Annotated in this window: 16 protein-coding genes and 1 tRNA gene; 4 read left to right on the top strand and 13 right to left on the bottom strand. The window is 73.1% G+C overall.

All coding sequences use genetic code 11. The features are described 5' to 3' along the window. Nucleotides 1–98: 98 nt before the first annotated feature. The 7 genes from IG86_RS0101105 to IG86_RS0101075 all read right to left on the bottom strand — a co-directional run bounded on the left by IG86_RS0101105 (nt 99) and on the right by IG86_RS0101075 (nt 8,386). Nucleotides 99–1,262: an NAD(P)/FAD-dependent oxidoreductase gene (locus tag IG86_RS0101105; RefSeq protein WP_030894036.1), complete on the bottom strand. Its 1,164-nt coding sequence runs from the start codon at nt 1,260–1,262 to the stop codon at nt 99–101. A 1-nt stretch (nt 1,263) separates the two neighbouring features. Next, complete coding sequence (locus IG86_RS42810) at nt 1,264–1,431, bottom strand: hypothetical protein (protein ID WP_157854746.1); 168 nt, start codon at nt 1,429–1,431, stop codon at nt 1,264–1,266. Nucleotides 1,432–1,602: 171 nt separating this feature from the next. Beyond that, the gene (locus tag IG86_RS0101095; RefSeq protein WP_030894033.1) at nt 1,603–3,042 is read right to left on the bottom strand and encodes an FAD-dependent monooxygenase; all 1,440 of its coding nucleotides are present in this window, start codon (nt 3,040–3,042) and stop codon (nt 1,603–1,605) included. A 30-nt stretch (nt 3,043–3,072) separates the two neighbouring features. Then, a complete protein-coding gene (locus tag IG86_RS0101090; protein ID WP_107051799.1) occupies nt 3,073–4,119 on the bottom strand; it encodes a methyltransferase in 1,047 nt (348 codons plus the stop codon). 17 nt (nt 4,120–4,136) lie between these two features. Further along, on the bottom strand, nt 4,137–5,063 hold the full coding sequence (locus tag IG86_RS0101085) for an NAD-dependent epimerase/dehydratase family protein (protein WP_030817117.1): 927 nt from the start codon (nt 5,061–5,063) through the stop codon (nt 4,137–4,139). Further along, on the bottom strand, nt 5,057–7,906 hold the full coding sequence (locus IG86_RS0101080) for a non-ribosomal peptide synthetase (protein ID WP_051784905.1): 2,850 nt from the start codon (nt 7,904–7,906) through the stop codon (nt 5,057–5,059). Before IG86_RS0101080 ends, IG86_RS0101085 begins: the two co-directional genes overlap by 7 nt. Before the next feature lie 168 nt (nt 7,907–8,074). Continuing rightward, complete coding sequence (locus IG86_RS0101075; RefSeq protein ID WP_030647533.1) at nt 8,075–8,386, bottom strand: ArsR/SmtB family transcription factor; 312 nt, start codon at nt 8,384–8,386, stop codon at nt 8,075–8,077. Nucleotides 8,387–8,505: 119 nt separating this feature from the next. Here IG86_RS0101075 and IG86_RS0101070 point away from each other — a divergent pair, with 119 nt between their 5' ends. Both IG86_RS0101070 and IG86_RS0101065 read left to right on the top strand, forming a co-directional pair. Then, nucleotides 8,506–10,071: an MFS transporter gene (locus IG86_RS0101070; RefSeq protein ID WP_030894029.1), complete on the top strand. Its 1,566-nt coding sequence runs from the start codon at nt 8,506–8,508 to the stop codon at nt 10,069–10,071. Between the two features lie 191 nt (nt 10,072–10,262). Next, a complete protein-coding gene (locus tag IG86_RS0101065) occupies nt 10,263–11,774 on the top strand; it encodes an FAD-dependent monooxygenase (protein ID WP_030817108.1) in 1,512 nt (503 codons plus the stop codon). Between the two features lie 89 nt (nt 11,775–11,863). Here the strand turns inward: IG86_RS0101065 and IG86_RS0101060 are convergent, their stop codons facing one another. The 4 genes from IG86_RS0101060 to IG86_RS0101045 form a co-directional block, all read right to left on the bottom strand. Then, nucleotides 11,864–13,072: a cytochrome P450 gene (locus IG86_RS0101060; RefSeq protein WP_030817106.1), complete on the bottom strand. Its 1,209-nt coding sequence runs from the start codon at nt 13,070–13,072 to the stop codon at nt 11,864–11,866. Between the two features lie 27 nt (nt 13,073–13,099). Further along, entirely contained in the window at nt 13,100–13,756 is a 657-nt protein-coding gene (locus IG86_RS0101055; RefSeq protein ID WP_234308634.1) for an HAD family hydrolase, read from the bottom strand. Nucleotides 13,757–13,798: 42 nt separating this feature from the next. Then, the gene (locus tag IG86_RS0101050) at nt 13,799–14,812 is read right to left on the bottom strand and encodes a ScbA/BarX family gamma-butyrolactone biosynthesis protein (RefSeq protein WP_030894026.1); all 1,014 of its coding nucleotides are present in this window, start codon (nt 14,810–14,812) and stop codon (nt 13,799–13,801) included. Nucleotides 14,813–15,239: 427 nt separating this feature from the next. Beyond that, a tRNA-Ala gene (locus IG86_RS0101045) sits at nt 15,240–15,312 on the bottom strand. A gap of 162 nt (nt 15,313–15,474) precedes the next feature. Between IG86_RS0101045 and IG86_RS0101040 the strand changes: the two genes are divergently transcribed. Next, nucleotides 15,475–16,023 carry a helix-turn-helix domain-containing protein gene (locus IG86_RS0101040; protein ID WP_030647515.1) on the top strand — a complete coding sequence of 183 codons (549 nt, stop codon included), beginning with the start codon at nt 15,475–15,477 and terminating at the stop codon, nt 16,021–16,023. A 44-nt stretch (nt 16,024–16,067) separates the two neighbouring features. After that, entirely contained in the window at nt 16,068–17,420 is a 1,353-nt protein-coding gene (locus IG86_RS0101035; protein WP_030894024.1) for a serine/threonine-protein kinase, read from the top strand. On the opposite strand, the gene IG86_RS0101030 is transcribed toward IG86_RS0101035, so the two are convergent. Together IG86_RS0101030 and IG86_RS43860 are read right to left on the bottom strand one after the other, a co-directional pair. Beyond that, entirely contained in the window at nt 17,407–18,717 is a 1,311-nt protein-coding gene (locus IG86_RS0101030) for a hypothetical protein (RefSeq protein ID WP_030894022.1), read from the bottom strand. The genes IG86_RS0101035 and IG86_RS0101030 overlap by 14 nt on opposite strands. A 122-nt stretch (nt 18,718–18,839) precedes the next feature. Next, entirely contained in the window at nt 18,840–18,974 is a 135-nt protein-coding gene (locus tag IG86_RS43860) for a DLW-39 family protein (protein ID WP_208809277.1), read from the bottom strand. Nucleotides 18,975–19,027 lie beyond the last annotated feature (53 nt).

Here is a 19,027-nt window from a genome sequence, read left to right as displayed (position 1 = left end):
AGCTCCTGGAGGTCCTGGGGGGGCGAAGCCCAGTCCGCTCCCGTCGCGGGAGAGCGCGAGCCGCCGTACGTCCTCCACCGTGACCACTGCCCGCTCCTTCACATCCGGCCGCCGGCCGGCAGTCCCGCGAGCGGCGGGGCGTGGCCGGCCGGCGGCGGTCCGTCCAGCGCGCCGACACCGGTCGGGGTCGGGCTGCTGCCGGCCAGCCGGTCGGCGAGCGACCGCGCGATGAGCGGCGCGAACTCGACGGATGTCCCGCCGCAGGCCGCGTAGGCGTATCCCGCGCCGCCCAGGGCCGCCAGCGGCGGGCCGCCGGCCGGCGCGAAGGTGGCGTAGTAGGCGTCCTCGGCCGCGGTCACCCAGGCCGGCCCGAAGCCGGGCAGGACGTCGCCGAACTCCCTCTCCAGTGTGCGCTGCCAGTACGGGTCGGTGGCGTGGTCGGTGACCTCGTCCACCACCCGGCGGGCGGCGGCCGAGGTGAGCTTGAGGCCCCTGCCGGCCACCGGCGGGACCAGCCTCCCTCCGCCCGGGGTGCCGAGGGAGGCGATGGCCGGGGTGGCCGCCCACGCCCGCGCCTGGTGCGGCGGCACCCGGCAGTGCAGGAGGGACTGCCGGTAGAGGGTCAGCCGCTCGGCGACGCCCTCGGGCAGCAGGTTCCGCGATCGGGGGTCCACCGCCACGAGCACCGCGTCACCGTGCAGCTCCCGCCCGTCGGCCAGGCGTACGGTGCCGCTCCCGCCGTCGACGGCGCTCACGGCGCGGTGCTCGACCAGCTCGACGCCCCGCTGCCACTTCAGCCAGCCGGCGCAGGCGGCGAGGACCCGTCCGGCGAACAGGACGCCCGCCTCCTCCTCCAGTACCGCGCCGAGGGCGCCGTCCAGGTGCAGGTGCGGATAGCGGTCGGACAGGCCGGCCGCGGTCAGCTCCCTCGCGGTGCCTCCGGCGGCCGCGACCAGGGCCGCGCCGTCCGCCGCCGCCGCGGGCGGCAGCACGGTGAGGGCTCCGACCCGCTCGTAGAAGCGCGTCAGGAGCAGCTCTTCCAGTTCGACCCAGCGGTGCTGTGCGCGCAGCGCCGCCCCCGTGGTCCGCGGGTCCGCGGGACGCAGGGCCCGCAGGATGCGGCGGCGGCCCGGCGAGGTGGCCCCGCCGTCCGGGACGGGACCCTGGTCCACGACCGTGACCCGGTGTCCGTCGAGCACGCACTCGACCGCGGTGAGCAGGGCGATCACCCCGCCGCCCACGACCGTCACCCTCGCCGGCATCTCAGGCCCCGGCCGGAACCGGCCGCACGGCCTCGGCGGCGGCCTCGCCGTCGTGCTCGCCGTCGTCCTCGCGCAGCGACGGGACGGTCACGGAGGCGGTGACGCCGACGAGGGCGGAGAGGGGCAGCCGTTCGGCCCGATGGGGCCGGGCCGGGGCGGTCGTGGACACAGTGGCTCCTGGGAGTCGGGCCGGGGACGTCGACCGGCACGGCCCGGTGGCGGCCGGCCGAGGGCCCGACAACCGGATCGGCGGCCCGGACCACTCGCCCTGATTGCACGGTACGGCCCGATTGCCCGCGACCGTTGCGGGCCCCGGACAATCAAAAGCCGCTCGCGGCCGTCAGCGCACCGGCCAGCGCTCCAGCGCCGCGCGCAGCCCGTCCGGGTCCGGGTCGTCGGCGGCCCAGGCGACGTGGCCGTCCGGGCGGACCAGCAGCGTGGTGCGCAACGACCCGGCGGGTGCGACGGACGTCAGCCACTCGGTCTCCGGCACCGGGCTCCCCCGGGTGACCAGCACGAAACCGCCGCCGCGCAGCACCTCGTACAGCCGCCTTCCGCCCGCGAGCCGCAGATCGGGCACCCGGCGTCCGGTGAGCGGGTGGCTGCCGCGCGGCGCCGGGTAGGAGATGCCGATGCCGGACAGCAGACGCTCCCCCAGGGCGGTGAGCGAACTCAGCCGGGAGACGACGGGCAGGGCCAGGGCGCGCAGGGGGCGCGCCGGGCCGCCCCGCGGAGCGTCGAGGACGCCCCGGGTGATCGCCCCGGAGACGCGCAGCGCCTGCTTCCCGACGGGATGGCGCTCCCGCTCGTAGGAGTCGAGCAGCGGCTCCCCGGCCCGGCCGCGGGCCACCGCCGCCAGCTTCCAGCTGAGGTTGGCGGCGTCCTGCAGGCCCGTGTTCATGCCCATGCCGCCGGCGGGCGAGTGCACGTGCGCGGCGTCGCCCGCCAGCAGCACCCGGCCCTCGCGGTAGCGCACGGCCTGCCGCTCGTCGCTGTGGAAGCGCGAGATCCAGCGCGGGTCGTGCATGCCGTAGTCGGTGCCGAGCACCCGGTGCAGCAGTCCGGACAGCTCCTCCACCGCCAGCGGTGCGTCATCGGGCCTGTCGTCGCCGGCGATCCGGCCGATCGCCCGGTACCAGCCGTCGCCGAAGGGCACGAGGGAGGCGAAGCCGTGCTCGTTGGAGTTGGTGGTCACGGCGTCCACGGGCACCTCCTTGAGCCGGACGTCGGCCAGCATCACCGAGCGCACCACCGACCGGCCGGGGAAGTCGATGCCGGTCAGCCGCCGAACCGTGCTGCGCACCCCGTCGCAGCCCACCACGTACCGTGCGTCGAAGACGCCCGCTCCGGCCGTCTCCACCTCTACGCCGTCCTCCCGCCGGCGCAGGGCCACCACCTCGGCGCCCCGCAGGATCCGCACCCCGGCGGCGACGGCGCGCCCCTCCAGCAGTTCCTCCAGGTTGTACTGCGGGGTGATCAGCGCGAACGGGAAACGGGTGCGCAGGCGGTGCAGGTGCAGTTCGAGCTTGCCGAACACCCCCACCACGGGCGCCGTCCGGCCGCGTGCGACCAGTTCGTCGGCGAGTCCCCGTGCGTCCAGCACCTCCAGGGTGCGGGCGTGCACCGCGAAGGAGCGGGTCATTTCGCGCGCGGCCCGGGCGTCCGCGCTCTCGCGCCGCTCCAGCAGGGTGACCCGCACGCCGGCGGCGGCCAGGTCCCCGGCCAGCAGCAGGCCGGTGGGGCCCGCCCCCACCACCAGTACGTCGGCGGTCTCGGTCATGGGCTTGCGTCCTCCTCTCGCCGTCCGCCGCTACGCGGGGGTCGCGGCCACGATCATGTGCTGGTAGGAGTTGACCGGGCGTACGTCGTGGACGACGAGTCCCGCCCGTTCCACGAGCCCCAGCAGGCCGTCCCGGGTGTGCTTCCTGCCGCCGACGGTGAGCAGCATCCGCAGGTCCATCGCGGTGCTGAACCTCTGTCCCGGGCCGTCGTCGACGAAGTTCTCGACGATGACCACGCCGGCGCCCGCGGGGGCTGCCTTCACGAGGTTGGCCAGGACCACGACCGCGTCCTCGTCGTTCATGCCCAGGACGTTCTTGAAGACGTACGTGTCGACGTCGGCCGGGATCTCCTCGCGGCAGTCGCCGGCCACCAGCCGGACCCGCTCGGCGAGCGGCCCGCCGTCGCGCAGGCGCCCGTCGGCGCCCGCCACCACGTCGGGCCGGTCGAACAGGACCCCGTGCACATCGGGGTGGTGCTCCAGGAGCGAGGCCAGCAGGAAGCCCTGCCCGCCGCCGATGTCGGCGACGGTCCGCGCCCCGGCAAGCGGCAGGACGGCGGCGACGGCAGCTGCGGACTGCCGGCTCGCCTGGGTCATGGCGCGGTCGAACACGGCGGCGGACTCCGGCCAGGCGACGTGCACCTGGTCGAAGAACTCCCTGCCGTGGAGGCCGACGAACACGTCCTTCCCGGAGCGGACCGACTCGTCGAGCCGGCCCCACAGCTCCCAGGTCCACGGTTCGGTCATCCACAGCACGAGCTGGTCGAGGGCGTCCGCGGCGTCCGTGCGGAGCAGCCGCGAGACCTCCGTGTGGACGAACCGGCCCTCGGGATCCTCGGCGAAGACCTCGAAGCAGGTGAGCGAGCGCAGCAGCCGGCGCAGCGCGTCCGGGTCGGCCCGCACCGCCGCGGCGAGGTCCTCGGCCGTCGAGGGGGCGTCGCCGAGGGCGTCGGCGAGGCCGAGCTTCACGGCGGCGCGCAGCGAGGCCGCGCAGCTGGCGCTCAGGGCGCGCTCCAGCAGTCCCAGCACGTCCGGTTCGGCGTTCGGTCCGGCGTTGGGTTCGGCGTTGGGTTCCATGGTCACGGTGGAATTCCTCATATCCGGGAGGTGGTGTCGAGGGCGCCGGGGAAGTGGGCTTCGATGGTCTGGCGGACCCCTTCGCGCCAGGTCCGCCCGCAGGGGCCGGCGATGCTCCTGCGGCGGGTGTCGTCGTACGCGCCGACGGCACGGGTGACGTCGCTCGGCACGAAGTCGACGGGCACCCCGGTGAGCTCGGAGACGTGGGTCATGAGGTCCCGTACGCCGACGACCTCGTCCCCGCCCCAGTTCACGACGGTGGCGGGCGTCCCGGCCGCGGCCCACAGCCGTGGCACGTGGCGCGCGATGTCGTCGGTGTGGATGGGGGAGCAGTAGTGCTGTCCCCGGTGGGGCACCGCGATCGGCTCCCCGGCCAGCATCTGCCGGAAGAAGATGGTCGGGAGCCCGCCGTGCCCGTGCGGCCCGTAGGCGACGTTGAGCCGCGCGATGGTCGTGGGCAGGCCGAGCGTCACGGCGAGCGCGCGCACGGCGCCCTCGGTGGCCAGTTTTCCGACGGGGTACGTCGGCAGCCACGGGGACTCGGTCCCCAGCGGGTCGGTCTCGGTGTACAGGTGGTCCAGTGCCCTCGGCGCGTAGAGCGCGCTGGTGGAGACGAACAGGAAGGCCTCGGCGGAGCGGCAGTGGGTCATCAGCCGTCCGGTGGCGACGGAGTTCACCGCCACGACGTCCTCGAAGTCCCCGCTGCCGCGTTCGACCGCGGCGTGCAGCACGTGGGTGAAGTCGTCGGGGACGCCGTCCAGGGCGTCCACGGCCATGTCCCAGCGCCAGGTCCTCGCCCCCCGCTCGGCGAGCCGGCGTGCCGTCCCGGGATCGGAGAAGCGTCCGAGACACCACACCTCGTTGTGCTCCGCGAGCGTCTCGGCCACGGAGCGCGCCACCAGGCCGGTGGCACCGGTGATCAGGATCTTCTTTCCGGTCAGCATCGAGGGGTCGCTCCTTCCGCGCCGTCGGCGCCGGCAGGTCCGGTCAGGGCACGGTCGAGCTCCGCACGCAGGATCGACTGGAAGGCGGCCACGTGCTCCGGCCCCATGAGGGTGTAGTGCTCGCCGGGCACGTCGATGTACCGGGGCGTCCCGCGCGTGAAGTCCTCCCAGCGCCTGAGTTCGCCGTTCAGCCAGTCCTGCTTGCTGCCGCGCAGCGGGATCGCGTAGAAGACGCTCATCGCGGCGACGCTGCCGGACGGCCGGTAGGTCCGGCCGAGGCCGGTGAGGCCGTCGGCGAGGTCGGCCCACGCGGTGAACCGCTCAAGGTCCAGGTCGAGTTCGGCGAGCCGGTGCGAGGGTGCGATCGCCATGAGGTGACCGAGCTGCTCCTGCCTGCTCAGCGGGCGCAGTTCGGCGGGCAGCGTCCTGGCCTGCTCCGCGGACACCAGGTCCAGGAACATCGCCAGGTTGACGGCGGTCTCGACGAAGTCGAGTTCGTCCATGCGGTACTTGATGTGCGGCGGCAGGTTGAAGCTGCCCAGGAAGTCCACGCGCTCGCCGTCGGCCTCCAGCCGCTTGGCCACTTCGAAGGCCACCGCCGCGCCGAAGGAGTAACCGGCGATCGCGTAGGGGCCGTGCGGCTGCCTGGAGCGGATCGCGTCCACGTAGGTGCGCGTCATCTCCTCGAAGCTCTCGAACGGCTTCTCCCCGGGGTTGAAGCCGCGGGCCCGCAGGGCGTAGAAGGGCCGTTCGTGGACGAAGTACTTGGCCAGGTTGACGAAGACGAGCACTTCGCCGACTCCGGGGTGGATGCAGAAGAGCGGTGTCCCGTCGCCGCTGGTCTGCAGCGCGACGACCGGATCGTAGGGGGCCCGCTCCGCGCTCCGGCCCGCCTCGATGCGCGCGGCCAGCGCGCGGACGCTGGGCGAGGTGAGGATCGCGAGCACGGGCAGGTCGGCGTCGGGGAAGCGCTGGGAGACCAGGCTCTTGAGGCGCAGGATGTCCAGCGAGGTCCCGCCGAGGTCGAAGAAGCCCGCCGTGGCACTGATCGCGGACGGCTCCACCTCGAACAGTTCGGCGTACAGCTCGGCGAGGGTGGTTTCGACTGCGCCCTCGGGGGCGACGTGCCCGCCGAGCTGCCGGGTCACCAGTTCCGCGACCGACGCGATGTGCTCGTCGAGGTCGCCGGACTCCAGCCGGCGGCGCATGAGGGACCGGGGGATCTTGCCCAGGCTGGTCTTGGGGAAGGCGTCCTTGGGCAGCGGGAGGAGCAGCGCCGGGCGGAAGCCCCAGTGCAGCACCACGCTGTTCCTGATCGCGATGAGCAGGCGGTGCAGCGCCGCCTCGTCGCGGGCCACGTCCGGGTCGGCCGCGAACGCCACCGCGAGCTGCTCGGTGTCGCTGCCCCGCGGGCGGGTGGGGAAGGCGGCGACGAAGGACTTCTCGACGCCTTCGAGGCCGTCGAGCACGGACTCCAGGTCGTGGCTGTAGTAGTTGACGCCGTTGACGATGACGCTGTCCTTGCTCCGGCCCACGAGGGTCAGCCGCCCGCCGGAGAGCCGGCCGAGGTCTCCGGTCCGGAACCAGCCGTCCGCCGTGAACGCGGCCTGGGTCGCGTCCTTGTCGTTCCGGTAGCCGCTGGTGATCATCGGGCCCGTGAGCTGTACCTCGCCGACTTCGCCGTCGGGGAGCGGCGTGACGCCGTCCTCTTCCGCGACCCTGATGCGCAGGCCGTCGACCGGCCGGCCGACCGCCGCGAACTCGGCTGTGCGGTCGGCGTCGGGGAACTCCCGGTTGTAGATGCTGCCGGCGCAGGTCTCGGTCATCCCGAAGGCGGGCCAGAGCGCGCCGCGGTGCAGCCCGTACGGGGCGAGCCGCTCCAGGAAGCCGATGCCCGTGACGACGGGGTTGGCCTCACCGCCCGAGACGATGTGCCGCAGGCAGGAGAGGTCCAGGGGCGGCGGGGTGGACGACTGGTCGAGCGCCTTGTTGATCAGCCCGAGCAGGAAGTTGGGGGTGAAGGTCATCGTCACCCGGTGGGCGTCGATCAGTTCCAGGAAGCGCACCGGGTCGGCCAGCACCGGCTCGGGCGGGACCTGCAGCTGGACGGCTCCCACGGACAGCGGCAGGAGGTGCGCCTCCAGCAGTGCGGCGACGTGGTCGTAGGAGATCCAGTTGAGCGTCACGTCGTGCGCGGTGAGCGACTGCGCCGCGGCCTTGGCGGCCATCGAGGCCAGGAGGTTGGCGTGGGTGAGCCGGACGGCCTTGGAGGCGCCGGTGGAACCGGAGGTGAGGACCAGCAGCGCCACCTCCTCCGGGCCGGGCTCGGCCGCGGCCACGGTGCGCGCGTCCGTGCCGGCCCCCGCCAGGACCAGGTCCTCGAACGTGGCGACCGCCAGACCCTCGACGGCGGGCAGCGTCTCGCGGGTCCGGCTGTCGGTGATCAGGAGCGGCCCGTCGAGCAGGGTGTCGACGTGGCCCAACTGCGCTGCCCAGCGCTGCGGGTCGTTCCGGACGGGGACCAGCGGGCAGACGGTGATCCCGCCGAGCAGGCAGGCCCAGAACGCCGGGACGAACTCCTCGGGCCGCTCCAGCAGCAGTGCCACGACCCGGCCGGGGCGAACGCCCGCCTCCCGTAAGGAACCCAGCAGACGCAGCGAGTCCTCCAGGAGCTGCGGATAGGTGCGGAGCGTGTGGTCGAGGGGCCGCTCTCCCGAGCAGTAGCGGACCCCGTGCTCCGGGTACCGCGCCGCGGCCCTGACGAGCAGACCGCCCAGGTCGGCGCTTTCCCCACCCTCGACCGCGATGGCGCGACCGGCCGGTAACCCCTTGCTTGTCGTCATGGTGTCCCTCCTTGAAGTGGCCCGCCCGGGGCATGCCTGGGAGCCGCTCGGCGCGGCGCTGTTCGACAGCGCCGTCCGTGCGGCACGGTGCCCGAGGGCTCACAGACGTGCGGGGGGGGGCACGGCGCGCCGGTTCGCCGGCTCACGGCGGCCGGCCGTGCCGAGTGGTCAGTGGTTGGCGCGGATCAGGTCCAGCAGGCCGGGGAAGCGCTCGTCCAGTTCCGCCCGGCGCAGGGTCGCCGCCCGGCTGTTGCCGCGGTCCACCTGTCCCACCAGGCCCGCCTCGCGCAGGACTTTGAAGTGGTGGGTGATCGTCGACTTCGAGACCGGGAGGTTGAAGGACGCGCAGGTCCGCGCCGTGCCTTCCGGCTCCTTCAACAGGGCGGAGACGACCGCGTAGCGCAGGGGGTCGGCGAGCGCGCTCAGTACGGCCGGCAGGCTCATCTCCTCGAGCGAGGGGTGGCCATCCTCATCGGGCATCGCATACTCCTTCCTGAGGTACGGGTTGCATCATACCTCTCTTCTGTGTCAGCTTAAGGTTCGATCCGAACCGTACCTGGTCGCGCCGCCGGCCGGGCCGAGCCTGGAGTTGTGCCCCCATGAGTACGCAGACCACGTCGTCGGCCGCGCCACCTGTGCAGGCGGAAGGGCAGCCGGGCCGCACCCTCACCCTGGCCGCGGTGCTCCTCGCGGTGTTCGTCGTCCCCATGTCGATCTCCGGAACCGCCGTCGCGCTGCCCGACATCGGCGCCGACACCGACGCCGGCCTCGCCCCCCTGCAGTGGGTGGTGAACGCCTTCAACGTCGCCTTCGCCTGCTTCACCCTCGTCTGGGGATCCGTCGCCGACATCGTCGGCAGGGTCAAGGCCTTCGCGGCCGGCGCCGCCGTCTACGCCGTGGCCTCGCTCGCCAGCGCGCTCGCCACCAACGTGCTCTGGCTGGACGGCGCCCGCGCCCTCGCCGGCATCGGCGGCGCGGCGATCTTCTCCTGCGGCGCGGCGATCATCGCGACCGTGTTCGACGGCCCGGCACGCGCCAAGGCGTTCGCCCTGTTCGGCACCGTCGCGGGCGTCGGCGTGGCCATCGGCCCCTCGCTGGCCGGCGTACTCGTACAAGGCCTCGGCTGGCGCTGGGTGTTCGCCGTGCACGCCGTCGCCCTGCTCCTCGTACTGCTCGCGGTGCCCGCCATCGCCAAGGCCATGCCGGCCGACGGCGGCAGCGGTGCGAGCATCGACGTCCCCGGCAGCGCGCTGTTCGTCGTCGCCATGGTGCTGCTGACCACCGCCATCGTGCAGGGCTCGCAGTGGGGCTGGGGCAGCACCGGCGTGCTGGCGCTGTTCGCGGGTGCCGTCGTGGTCCTCGCGGTCTTCGCGGTGGTCGAGAACCGCAGGGAACACCCCATGCTCGACCTGAGCGTGCTGCGCAACCGGCGTTTCGTCGGCCTGTGCCTGGTGCCCGTCGCGGCGTCCTTCGGTTTCGTCACCATGCTCACCTACCTGCCGAGCTACCTGACCGCGGCCACCGGCCGTGACACCGGCGCCGCCGGCCTGATCATGCTGCTGCTCACCGCGCCCGTGCTGGTCTGCCCGATGCTCGCCGCGAAGCTGGTCACCCGCGGGATCTCCGCGCTCACCCTCATCTACGTCAGCCTCGCCTGCCTGGTCGTCGGCGATCTGGCGCTCACGCTCTTCTCGCCGGACGTGAAGATCCTCGTCGTCGCCCTGCCGATGCTCGTCACCGGTGCGGGCATGGGCCTTTCGGCCGGACTCGTCGACGGCCAGGCGCTGGAGCTGATCGACCCGGCGAAGGCCGGCATGGCCGCGGGCTTCCTCAACACGCTGCGCCTCGGCAGCGAGGCCATCGCCGTGGCGGTCTACGGATCGGTCCTCGCGACCGTCCTCGGCACCCGCATCGAGGACGGCATCGGCGACTACGCCGGCGCCGCGAACGCCGACCAGGTCGCCGACCAGGCTGCGGGCGGTGACTTCGCCCGCGCCACCGAGGTCTCGGGTGCCGTGGACACCGAGGGCTTCACCCACTTCCTCGCCCAGTCCTACGACTCCGCGTTCCACACCGTCCTGTGGGGACTCGCCGCGGTCTGCGTCGTGCTCTGCGCCGTGGTCGCCGCCCTGCTGCGCGGCGGCCCCGCCAAGAACACCGCGTGACCGTCCGGTGAGCAGGGGGGAGCGCGCACCGCGCTCCCCCCGCTCCGCACGACACCCCCGAGACCGGCCCGGCGCCCCGATTCCCCCGTCAAGGCGCCGGGCCTCCCGCGTTCACCCGCGCCGCCACCGCGCTTGCCGCGGCACACCGTGTCCGACCGGCGGGGCGGCACCAGGAAAGGACCCGCGCCCCCATGAACCGTGCCCTCCACGACATCCGCCCCGCCCCCGTACACGCCCAGGTCCTGGTCGTCGGGGGCGGACCTGTCGGGATGCTCGCAGCCGCCGAGCTGGGACACTACGGCGTCTCCACCGTCGTGCTCGAAGCCGAACCACGGACCCTCGACCAGCCCAAGGCGGGCACCCTGCACGCCCGCACCGTGCAGGGCCTCGCCCGGCGCGGTCATCTGCACGCGCACGCCGCCACCGAGGACCGGCTGCGGCGCAGTTCCGCCGACGCCTTCCACTTCGCGGGCATGCCGGGGCTCGTCATCACCGCCCCCGCCACCGAGCCCGGACCCATCGTCGGCCGCTCGCAGGCCGACCTGGAGCGGGACTTCGAACAGCGGGCCCGCGCCCGGGGCGTCACCGTGCTGCGCGGACACCGCGTGAGCGACATCCACCAGGGACCCGACTCGGTCGAGGTGAGCGCCGAAGGGCCGGACGGCGTACGGCGCTTCACCGCCGAATACGTCATCGGCGCGGACGGCGCCCGCAGCACCGTACGCGAACGGCTGGGCTTCCCCGAGGACACGCACCCCGCGACCGTGTCCGCCCTGCTCGGCCTGGTGCGGCTGACCGACCCCGACCACGTGCCGTACGGCTGGCACCGCACCCCGCGCGGCTGGACGGTGGCGGGCGTCAACCCGTACGGACACAGCCGGTTCATCACGATCGACTTCCGCGGCCCGCACCCCGACCGGCACTCCCCGCTCACCCTCGACGAGCTGCGCCGCGAGGGTGAGCGCATCCTCGGCCGGAGCGTGCCGATGGCCGACCCGGTCTTCTTCTCCCGCTTCAGCGACTTCGCCCGCCTGGTCCGCGACTACCGCCAGGGCCGGGTGTTCCTCGCCGGCGACGCCGCCCACGTGCACTTCCCCGTGGGCGGGCAGGGCCTCAACCTCGGTCTGCAGGACGCACTTAACCTCTCCTGGAAACTCGCCCACACCCTCGCGGGCACCGCGGGCAAGGACCTGCTCGACACCTACGACGCCGAACGGCGGCCCGCCGGAGCGCGCGTCATCGACAACACCCGGGCCCAGCTGGCCCTCATGCGGCCCGACCCAGGCCTCGACCCGCTGCGCGACCTCGTCACCGAGCTGCTCGGACTCGACGAGGTGAAGGGCCGCCTCGGTCACATGATCAGCGCCCAGGAGACGGCGTACCCCCCGTCGGGCGGGCCCGGCTCCCGATGGGAGGGCCGCTTCCTGCCGAACCTGCCCCTCACCACGGACGACGGCCCCACCGACCTGACCCGGCTGCTGCTGCCCGGCCGTCCCGTGCTGATCCTGCTCGGCGAGGACGGCGGGGTACACCTCGAACAGGCCGGGCGCTGGGCCCACGTACTGCGCACGGTCGCCGCGACGACCGCCGTCCCGATGCCCTGGGACGCCGTCCTCGTCCGACCCGACGGATACGTCGCGTGGGCCCCGGACGGGGGCCCGCTGGCCGACACGCTGCGCCAGTGGTTCGGCGAGCCCCGCTGACGGGCGCGGCGAAGGGCGGGCACGAAAACCCCGTGCCCGCCCCCGTCCCGGCGCCGCCCCGTCAGCCGGTACCCCGGCTCACCACCGGCTCACCACCGCACCGGCAGCGATGTCGGGCGCCGCAGCACCGTTCCGTTGTCCCAGGGCACCTCGGCCGGGTCGACGGCCAGGGCCAGGTTCGGGAACTCCTGGGCCAGACGCGTCAGTACGGTCACGATCTCCATGCGGGCGAGCGCGGCACCCATGCAGTGGTGCATTCCGTAGCCGAACTGCAGGTGCCGCTTGGCCGGCGCGCGGTCGGGGTCGACGGTCAGCGGGTCCGGGAACGCCTCGGGGTCCCGGTTGGCGGCGAAGGCGTCCGGGTAGACCACGGTGCCCTGCGCCACGACCCCCGCGGTGGTCTCCAGGTCTCGGCCCGCGATCCGCGGGAACGCGGAGATCGCCCCCAGCGGGATCAGACGGATCAGTTCCTCCGCGAGACGCGGGGCGATCGCGGGATCGTCGGCGAGCCGGCGCCACAGCGCGGGCGCCGCGAGCAGCGCGTACACCGACTTGGTCAGCACGGACACGACGTTCTGGTCGCCGCCGAGCAGCGAGCCGAAGAAGATGCCGGTGAGCTCGGCGTCGTCCAGCGGCGGCTCGGCCCGGTCCCGGTCGGCGCGGAAGCGGTCGATCAGCCCGCCGGGCACCACCGGCCGGACGCCGGTCACCAGGTCCTCGACGTATCCGTACACCCGGTAGAAGTGCTGCACCAGATCCGGGACGTCCTCGTGCGAGGCGATCTGCACGATCCGCGACGACGGCCGGAAGTACGGCACGTCCTCGACCGGGAAGCCGAGGAAGTGGGCGTTGACGGTGACCGGGACCCGGTCGAGGAGGTCGGTGAAGAGGTCGGGGGAGGCGCTGGAGCGCAGTCGCCGGATGCCCTCGTCCACCACCTCGCCGATCACCGGGCGCAGCCGCTCGGTGCCCGCGGCGCTGTAGTCGGTGGCGACGAAGCCGCGGATCCGGGCGTGGTGCGGGGCGTCCAGGTTGAGCAGCAGCTCCTTCGGCATCACGGTCGGCAGGAAGCTCGGCCCGTCCTCGACGTTGGTCTCGGTGCGACCGGACGCCGGGTCGGTGAGCACCTTGTGCACGTCGGCGTAACGGGTCAGGTGGGCGACCTTGTGGCCGCTCGGCAGCTGGATCAGCGGGACGCCGCCCGGGCCGCGCTCGTCGAGCACGGTGAACGCCGGGACGGGGTCGAGGTGGGGGATGTCCGTGACGGTGACGGCCGCGGACGTGACGGTGGTGGTCATGTGTGCTCCGTGGGGAAGAGGGGTGCGTCAGACGAGCGCGGGCAGGCCGGTGAGGCCCGCCAGCTCGCGTACGGTCCGGGCGTTGTTGCGGAAGTGCACCGCGCGCCAGCCGACGGAGCGGGCCGCGGCGCAGTTCTCGGCGAGGTCGTCGATCAGCACGCACTCGGCGGCAGGCACGCCCGCCTCCTTCTCGGCCCGCCGGAAGATCTCCGGGTCGGGCTTGCGGACGCCCACCACGCAGGAGTCGACGATGCAGTCGACCTCGCCGACGGGCTCGACGATCGCGCGCCAGTAGGGCTCCCACTCGACGACGTTGTTGCTGAGGATCCCGACCCGGTAGCCGTGCTCCTTGGCGTGCCGGGCCGTGGCCACCATCACCGGGTTGGCGCGGACCCCCTCGAACCACTGCCGGCCGAACTCCTCGAAGCGCGCACGGGACAGGTCGATGCCGGGGTCGGCCTGCCGCAGGACGCGGACCATCGACCGTCCCCACTCGGCCTCGGTGAGCAGGGCCAGTTCGAGGGGTGCCAGGGGCTCGACGCCCAGCTCGGCCGCGACCGCGGCCAGCGCGGTCTTCATCTGACGTGGCGTGATGCCCGTACGCGCGTGGTACGAGTCGAAGAGCTCGTCGAGCGGCGGCGAGAGCACGCCGCCGAAGTCGAACCAGATCATGGGCTGGGGCACTGCGGTGTCTCCTTGTGTCGCCCGGGTACGGGGTACGGGCTCTCAGGCGCCGGCGGTGGCGTGGGAGAACCGGTTCAGCAGCGCCCCGCCGATGGGGCTGGTCAGGGCGAGGTGCACCCTGGCCCGGGCGATCTGGTCCTCCTGGGTCATGGTGATCTCGAAGGCCACCGTGTCCGGGGTCGGCGATTGCACCACCCGCACCAGGCAGTCCGTGGGCAGCTCGAACTCGCCGAAGCGGGTGAAGTCCGTCTCCACGCGCGTGAGCAGCAGCCCCTGGGGCGAGAGACCGAACAGCTCGTGCGCGGCGTGCACCGCGGACTGGCGGAAGCCCTCGAAGATCAGTGCGCCCGGGATGTGGTCGAGCGGGTGGTCGAAGAGAGCCGGGTTGGCCTGGTCGACGATGACCTGGGTGAGCACCTCGTGCTCGCGGACCTCGGTCTCGGACAGCACGACGTTGTGCGGGGAGACGCGGCCCACGGCCACCGGGGGCACGCGGCGTCCGGTGTGGTGCGGCCGGGCGGTGTTGAGCGGGAGCGAGGCCCGGCCCTTCTCCCGCATCCGGTCCCAGGCCCGGCCCGGCATCCACTGGCAGGTGGTGCGCATGGTCGCGGCCTCACGGCCGTCCACCGTGAGGACCATGTCGAGCGTGCTGCCGGTGACGACGCCGTCGCGGTGCTTCAGTCCCGCCTGCCGGGCGTGGATCCGCGCGTGACCCGGCCGTGTGCCGATGTGCAGGGCGGTGATGTCGGTGACGATCATCTCGCCGCCGTTGAAGATGAACTTCTCGTCGATCGCGGCGTCGAGGAAGGTGTGGGCCGCGTAGATCGACGCCTGGCGGAAGACCTCGACGAGGAGCAGCGGGTCGTAGACGGCCGGCGAGGTGATCTGGTCGTTGTAGTAGCTGTGCACGCGCGGAAGTTGCGCGGCGATGAGGTATTCGTCCTCGGCCACCCGGACCGAGTCCGTGAGGAACACCTCGCAGACGGCCGCTCGGTGCACAAGGGCCCGCGTCACGGTGCTCGCGTAACTGAGTTCGGTGGCCAGGGTCGTGGACATGGCTGAGTTCCCCCTCATTGCATGCAGGTACGTCTCCAAACGGAGGTACGCATACGACCGTACCTTGATCGACGGCCCCTCTACCGTGGCGTACGCCACTCCGGCGCCACCGCGACCCGCCGCTTTAGCGAGACTTCAGCCGACCCAATGCATCGAGGTCGAAGTCGAGTTGCCCGCACGCGCGGCCCCGGCCGATAGATGTATCCACCATACTTTCGGACGGCCACCGGCCCGGCAACGACATATCCCCCACTGCACCGCGGGCCCCTTGCCCCGGGCCTGCGGGGGCACCTCGGGGAGGGACGGCCGGGCAGACCTTCGAGGCCCGGGAGCCACCGCGCGCCGCACGGCCGGGAACGCAGCCGCCGACCGGCATGAAAAAATGCTCCCTGACCCACGTTTCCGCAGGTCAGGGAGCATTTCGATGTGGAGCCTAGGAGATTCGAACTCCTGACATCTGCCTTGCAAAGGCAGCGCTCTACCAACTGAGCTAAGGCCCCGTGGAACTGGACGCACCGGTCCCGCGTGAGGGATGTGGTCGTTCCGCAGAACAGAGTACCGGGTTTACCCCCTCATCTCGCAAAATGATAGGGACTCCCGCCCTGCAACCACGCTCCGTAAGATGCTCGCGAGGTTCGCACCAGCGAAGGGGAGTAGTAAGAGTGGACGCAGTACAGCAAGAGGCCACGGCCAGAGCCAGAGAGCTTCAGCGCAGCTGGTACGGAGAGCCGCTGGGAGCGCTCTTCCGCCGGCTCATAGACGACCTCGGCCTGAACCAGGCCCGTCTCGCTGCCGTACTCGGGCTGTCGGCGCCCATGCTGTCCCAGCTGATGAGCGGCCAGCGCGCCAAGATCGGCAACCCTGCCGTGGTCCAGCGTGTCCAGGCCCTCCAGGACCTCGCCGGACAGGTGGCCGACGGCAGCGTCAGCGCGGCGGAGGCGACCGACCGGATGGACGAGATCAAGAAGACCCAGGGAGGATCCGTCCTCAGCAGCAGCGGCCAGACCACCACCGGTTCCGGCGCACCCACCGTCAAGCGCGTGGTCCGCGAGATCCAGTCGCTGCTGCGCTCGGTCTCCGCGGCCGGCGACATCATCGACGCGGCGAACAGCCTCGCCCCCAGCCACCCGGAACTGGCAGAGTTCCTCCGGGTGTACGGAGCGGGCCGCACCGCCGACGCGGTCGCCCACTACGAGGCGCACCAGAACTGACACGCACGACGGCGGACAACGGGTGACGGGGGACGGGCGCAGCGATGGGTGAGGTCTTCGCCGGCCGGTACGAGCTGATCGATCCGATCGGGCGCGGTGGCGCGGGTGCCGTGTGGCGGGCCTGGGACCACCGCCGTCGCCGCTACGTCGCCGCGAAGGTGCTCCTGCAGAGCGACGCCCACACGCTGCTGCGGTTCGTCCGGGAGCAGGCGCTGCGGATCGACCACCCGCACGTACTGGCTCCCGCCAGCTGGGCCGCCGACGACGACAAGGTCCTCTTCACCATGGACCTGGTCGGCGGCGGCTCCCTCGGCCACGTGATCGGGGACTACGGCGCCCTCCCGCCCCGCTTCGTGTGCACGCTGCTCGACCAGCTCCTGTCGGGCCTGGCGGCGGTGCACGCGGAAGGCGTGGTGCACCGCGACATCAAACCGGCCAACATCCTGCTGGAGGCCACCGGAAGCGGGCGGCCGCACCTGCGGCTGTCCGACTTCGGCATCTCCATGCGCAAGGGCGAGCCCCGGCTGACCGAGACGAACTACGTGGTCGGCACGCCGGGCTACTTCGCACCCGAGCAACTGATGGGCGCGGAGCCCGACTTCGCCGCGGACCTCTTCGCCGTGGGACTGGTCGCCCTCTACCTCCTCCAGGGGAGCAAACCCGACTCCCAGGCGCTGGTGGACCACTTCCTCGCCCACGGGACCCCGGCTGCAGCGCAGAACGTCCCCGCCGCGCTCTGGGACGTCATCGCGAACCTCCTGCAGCCCGACCCCCAGAACCGCTTCCGGACGGCCACAGGGGCGCGCAAGGCCCTTGCCGAGGCCGTGGAACTGCTGCCCCCGCCCGCCCCGGACGAGGATCCGGTGGAGGTGTTCGACCAACTCGGCCCGCTTCCGCCCGGTTTCGGCCCCGACGGCCCGACGGGCACGGGATCGTCGGCACCCGCGTCCACACCCGCGTCCACACCCGCGACCGGGTCCGCGTCGGCGCCGCCCCCGCAGCCGCCGACCGCCGGCGCTTCCGCCCCGGGCGGATCCGCCGCCGTGACGGTGGCCGCGGAGCCCACCCGTACCGACCCCCGCGGCGCCTCCGCCACGGCGCCGCCCGTCCCGCGGCAGGCCGCCGCCGAGGTCCACGCACCCTCGTACGGGACCCCGTACGCACCCTCGTACGGGCCCTCGTACGGGCCTTCGGAGACGGGCAGCTTCCACCTGCCCCCGCCGGCCGCCCCCGGCGCCCCGGGAACGGCCACCGCGGCGGTCCCGGCCGCTCCCGCGTCCGCGCCGGTCCGTACGCGCGGCGGCATCGCCCCGCCCCCGCCGAAGGCGGTGGCCTCGCTGCTCGCCGCGGCGCTGCTGTGCTTCGCGGTCGGCGTCTGGGCCCTCACGCGGATGTAGCGCCGCGCCCCCGCCGGCCGAGCAGGACCCATCCGCCCAGCACCGCCAGCAGCACCGCACCGGTGCCGAAGCCGGCGCCCGCCACGACGCGCATCAGCGAGCGGGTCCCGGCCGCCTCGGCGGCCTCCGGGGCGGTGAGCCCCTCCCGGGCCGCCGTCCGGTCGTCCGCCCCGACCGCGAAGCCGCCCGCGGCCGGATCGCCCTGGTACGCGGGCGCCTTGGCCGGGGTCCCGGTCACCTCCAGCCGCAGCGTCAGCGGGACGGGCACCGCGTCCTCGGTGAAGTCGGCGACCTTCCCGCCCATCGTCACGGCGACGTAGTACCAGCCCGCGACGCTCACCGGCTGGACCTCGCGGTCACTGGAGAAACGGTTCGCGTAGCCGACGGGCGGGGTCTTCTCCAGGGTGATGCCGGCCTGCACCCCGTCGTAGGAGGTGTTCTCGTCCGCGACCTGGCCCCGGTAGGGGTTGTAGAGGGTGACGGCCAGTCCGCCCGAGGCGGAGGTGAACTTCTTGGTCACCCGGGCCGCGGACAGCTCGGCCCCGAGGCCGAGCTGCTGTCCCCAGTCCAGCGGGACGCGGTACCAGCGGGTCTGCCCGGGCCGCATCTCGTCGCGCCAAACCCCCGCGCCCAGGGCCCGCGCGTCGTTGAAGCCGGTGCCGCCGGTGCGGCCCACCGCCTCGGTGCCGGGCAGCGCGGGGGCTCCGGTGGGCAGGTTGCTCGGCGCGGTGGTGGGAACGCCCGCCCCCCGCCCGGGTTCGCGCTGCACCTTGAGCTCCAGCGGCCAGGGGCTCTGGTCGGAGTCCTTGGCCGAAGTCCGGGTGACCTTCGCGTAGTACACGCCGGCGGGCGCGCAGTCGGCGTCCTCGGCCCCCCAGCGGACCCCGGCGGCGGCCAGGGGCACCGCGTCGTAGTTGAAGGTCGCCCGGCCCGTGCTCGCCGGGCAGGAGCGCCCGGCGGTGGTCATGAGCTCCACCTCGATGCCGTCGCTGCCGGAGACCTTGGCGCCCGCCGGCGGCCGGACCACGGCGGAGACGTAGACGTTGGAGCCGTCCTTCTCCAGGACGAGCCGGTAGAGGCGGTCCCCGGGCCCGATGGTGTCCTCGTAGGTCTTCCCGGCCTCGATGAGCGGGGCGTCCGCCGTGGAGGGCTTGCCCTCGACCCGCCCGGCCCCGTCGGCGGCCCGGTAGGCCGGCAGGGGCTGGGGCGCGCTCCCGTCGGCGTACGCGGTCACGGGCACGCCGGCCACCGCCATGCCGAGGGCCGCCGCCCACACCGTCGTCCGTACCCGACCCATCACGCCCACCCCGAATTTGCTACCGCAAGCCAAATCTTTGCAAAACGCAAGTTTTCGTCACAGAACAGCACAAAGCCCCGGCCGCAGCGGCAGCCGGGGCTTCATGAACTCAGCCTTCGGTCTCACACACCGGAACCAGAGGGCACGGAGTCGGTTGCCTCCGTCCACAGGTCCTGCTCGGCGCGGTCCGCCTGGATCTGGCGGTACACGAGGAGCCCGCCGATGGCGGCCAGTGCGACCAGGAGCAGCTTCTTCACCGCGCGACCTCGTCTTTCGTTGACGTAGGGGACTTCTGGCGCCCAACAATACA

The sequence above is a fragment of the Streptomyces virginiae genome, assembly GCF_000720455.1.
Lineage (GTDB): Bacteria > Actinomycetota > Actinomycetes > Streptomycetales > Streptomycetaceae > Streptomyces > Streptomyces virginiae.
This window is presented reverse-complemented; position numbering and strand designations above follow the sequence as displayed.

Excerpts from the sequence above, each read along its gene's own strand:
- IG86_RS0101070 (WP_030894029.1), top strand. The coding sequence starts at position 8,506 with ATGAGTACGCAGACCACGTCGTCGGCCGCGCCACCTGTGCAGGCGGAA.
- IG86_RS0101095 (WP_030894033.1), bottom strand. The coding sequence starts at position 3,042 with ATGACCGAGACCGCCGACGTACTGGTGGTGGGGGCGGGCCCCACCGGC.
- IG86_RS0101105 (WP_030894036.1), bottom strand. The coding sequence starts at position 1,262 with ATGCCGGCGAGGGTGACGGTCGTGGGCGGCGGGGTGATCGCCCTGCTC.
- IG86_RS0101085 (WP_030817117.1), bottom strand. The coding sequence starts at position 5,063 with ATGCTGACCGGAAAGAAGATCCTGATCACCGGTGCCACCGGCCTGGTG.
- IG86_RS0101060 (WP_030817106.1), bottom strand. The coding sequence starts at position 13,072 with ATGACCACCACCGTCACGTCCGCGGCCGTCACCGTCACGGACATCCCC.
- IG86_RS0101075 (WP_030647533.1), bottom strand. The coding sequence starts at position 8,386 with ATGCCCGATGAGGATGGCCACCCCTCGCTCGAGGAGATGAGCCTGCCG.
- IG86_RS0101030 (WP_030894022.1), bottom strand. The coding sequence starts at position 18,717 with ATGGGTCGGGTACGGACGACGGTGTGGGCGGCGGCCCTCGGCATGGCG.
- IG86_RS0101080 (WP_051784905.1), bottom strand. The coding sequence starts at position 7,906 with ATGACGACAAGCAAGGGGTTACCGGCCGGTCGCGCCATCGCGGTCGAG.
- IG86_RS0101050 (WP_030894026.1), bottom strand. The coding sequence starts at position 14,812 with ATGTCCACGACCCTGGCCACCGAACTCAGTTACGCGAGCACCGTGACG.
- IG86_RS0101090 (WP_107051799.1), bottom strand. The coding sequence starts at position 4,119 with ATGGAACCCAACGCCGAACCCAACGCCGGACCGAACGCCGAACCGGAC.
- IG86_RS0101065 (WP_030817108.1), top strand. The coding sequence starts at position 10,263 with ATGAACCGTGCCCTCCACGACATCCGCCCCGCCCCCGTACACGCCCAG.
- IG86_RS0101035 (WP_030894024.1), top strand. The coding sequence starts at position 16,068 with ATGGGTGAGGTCTTCGCCGGCCGGTACGAGCTGATCGATCCGATCGGG.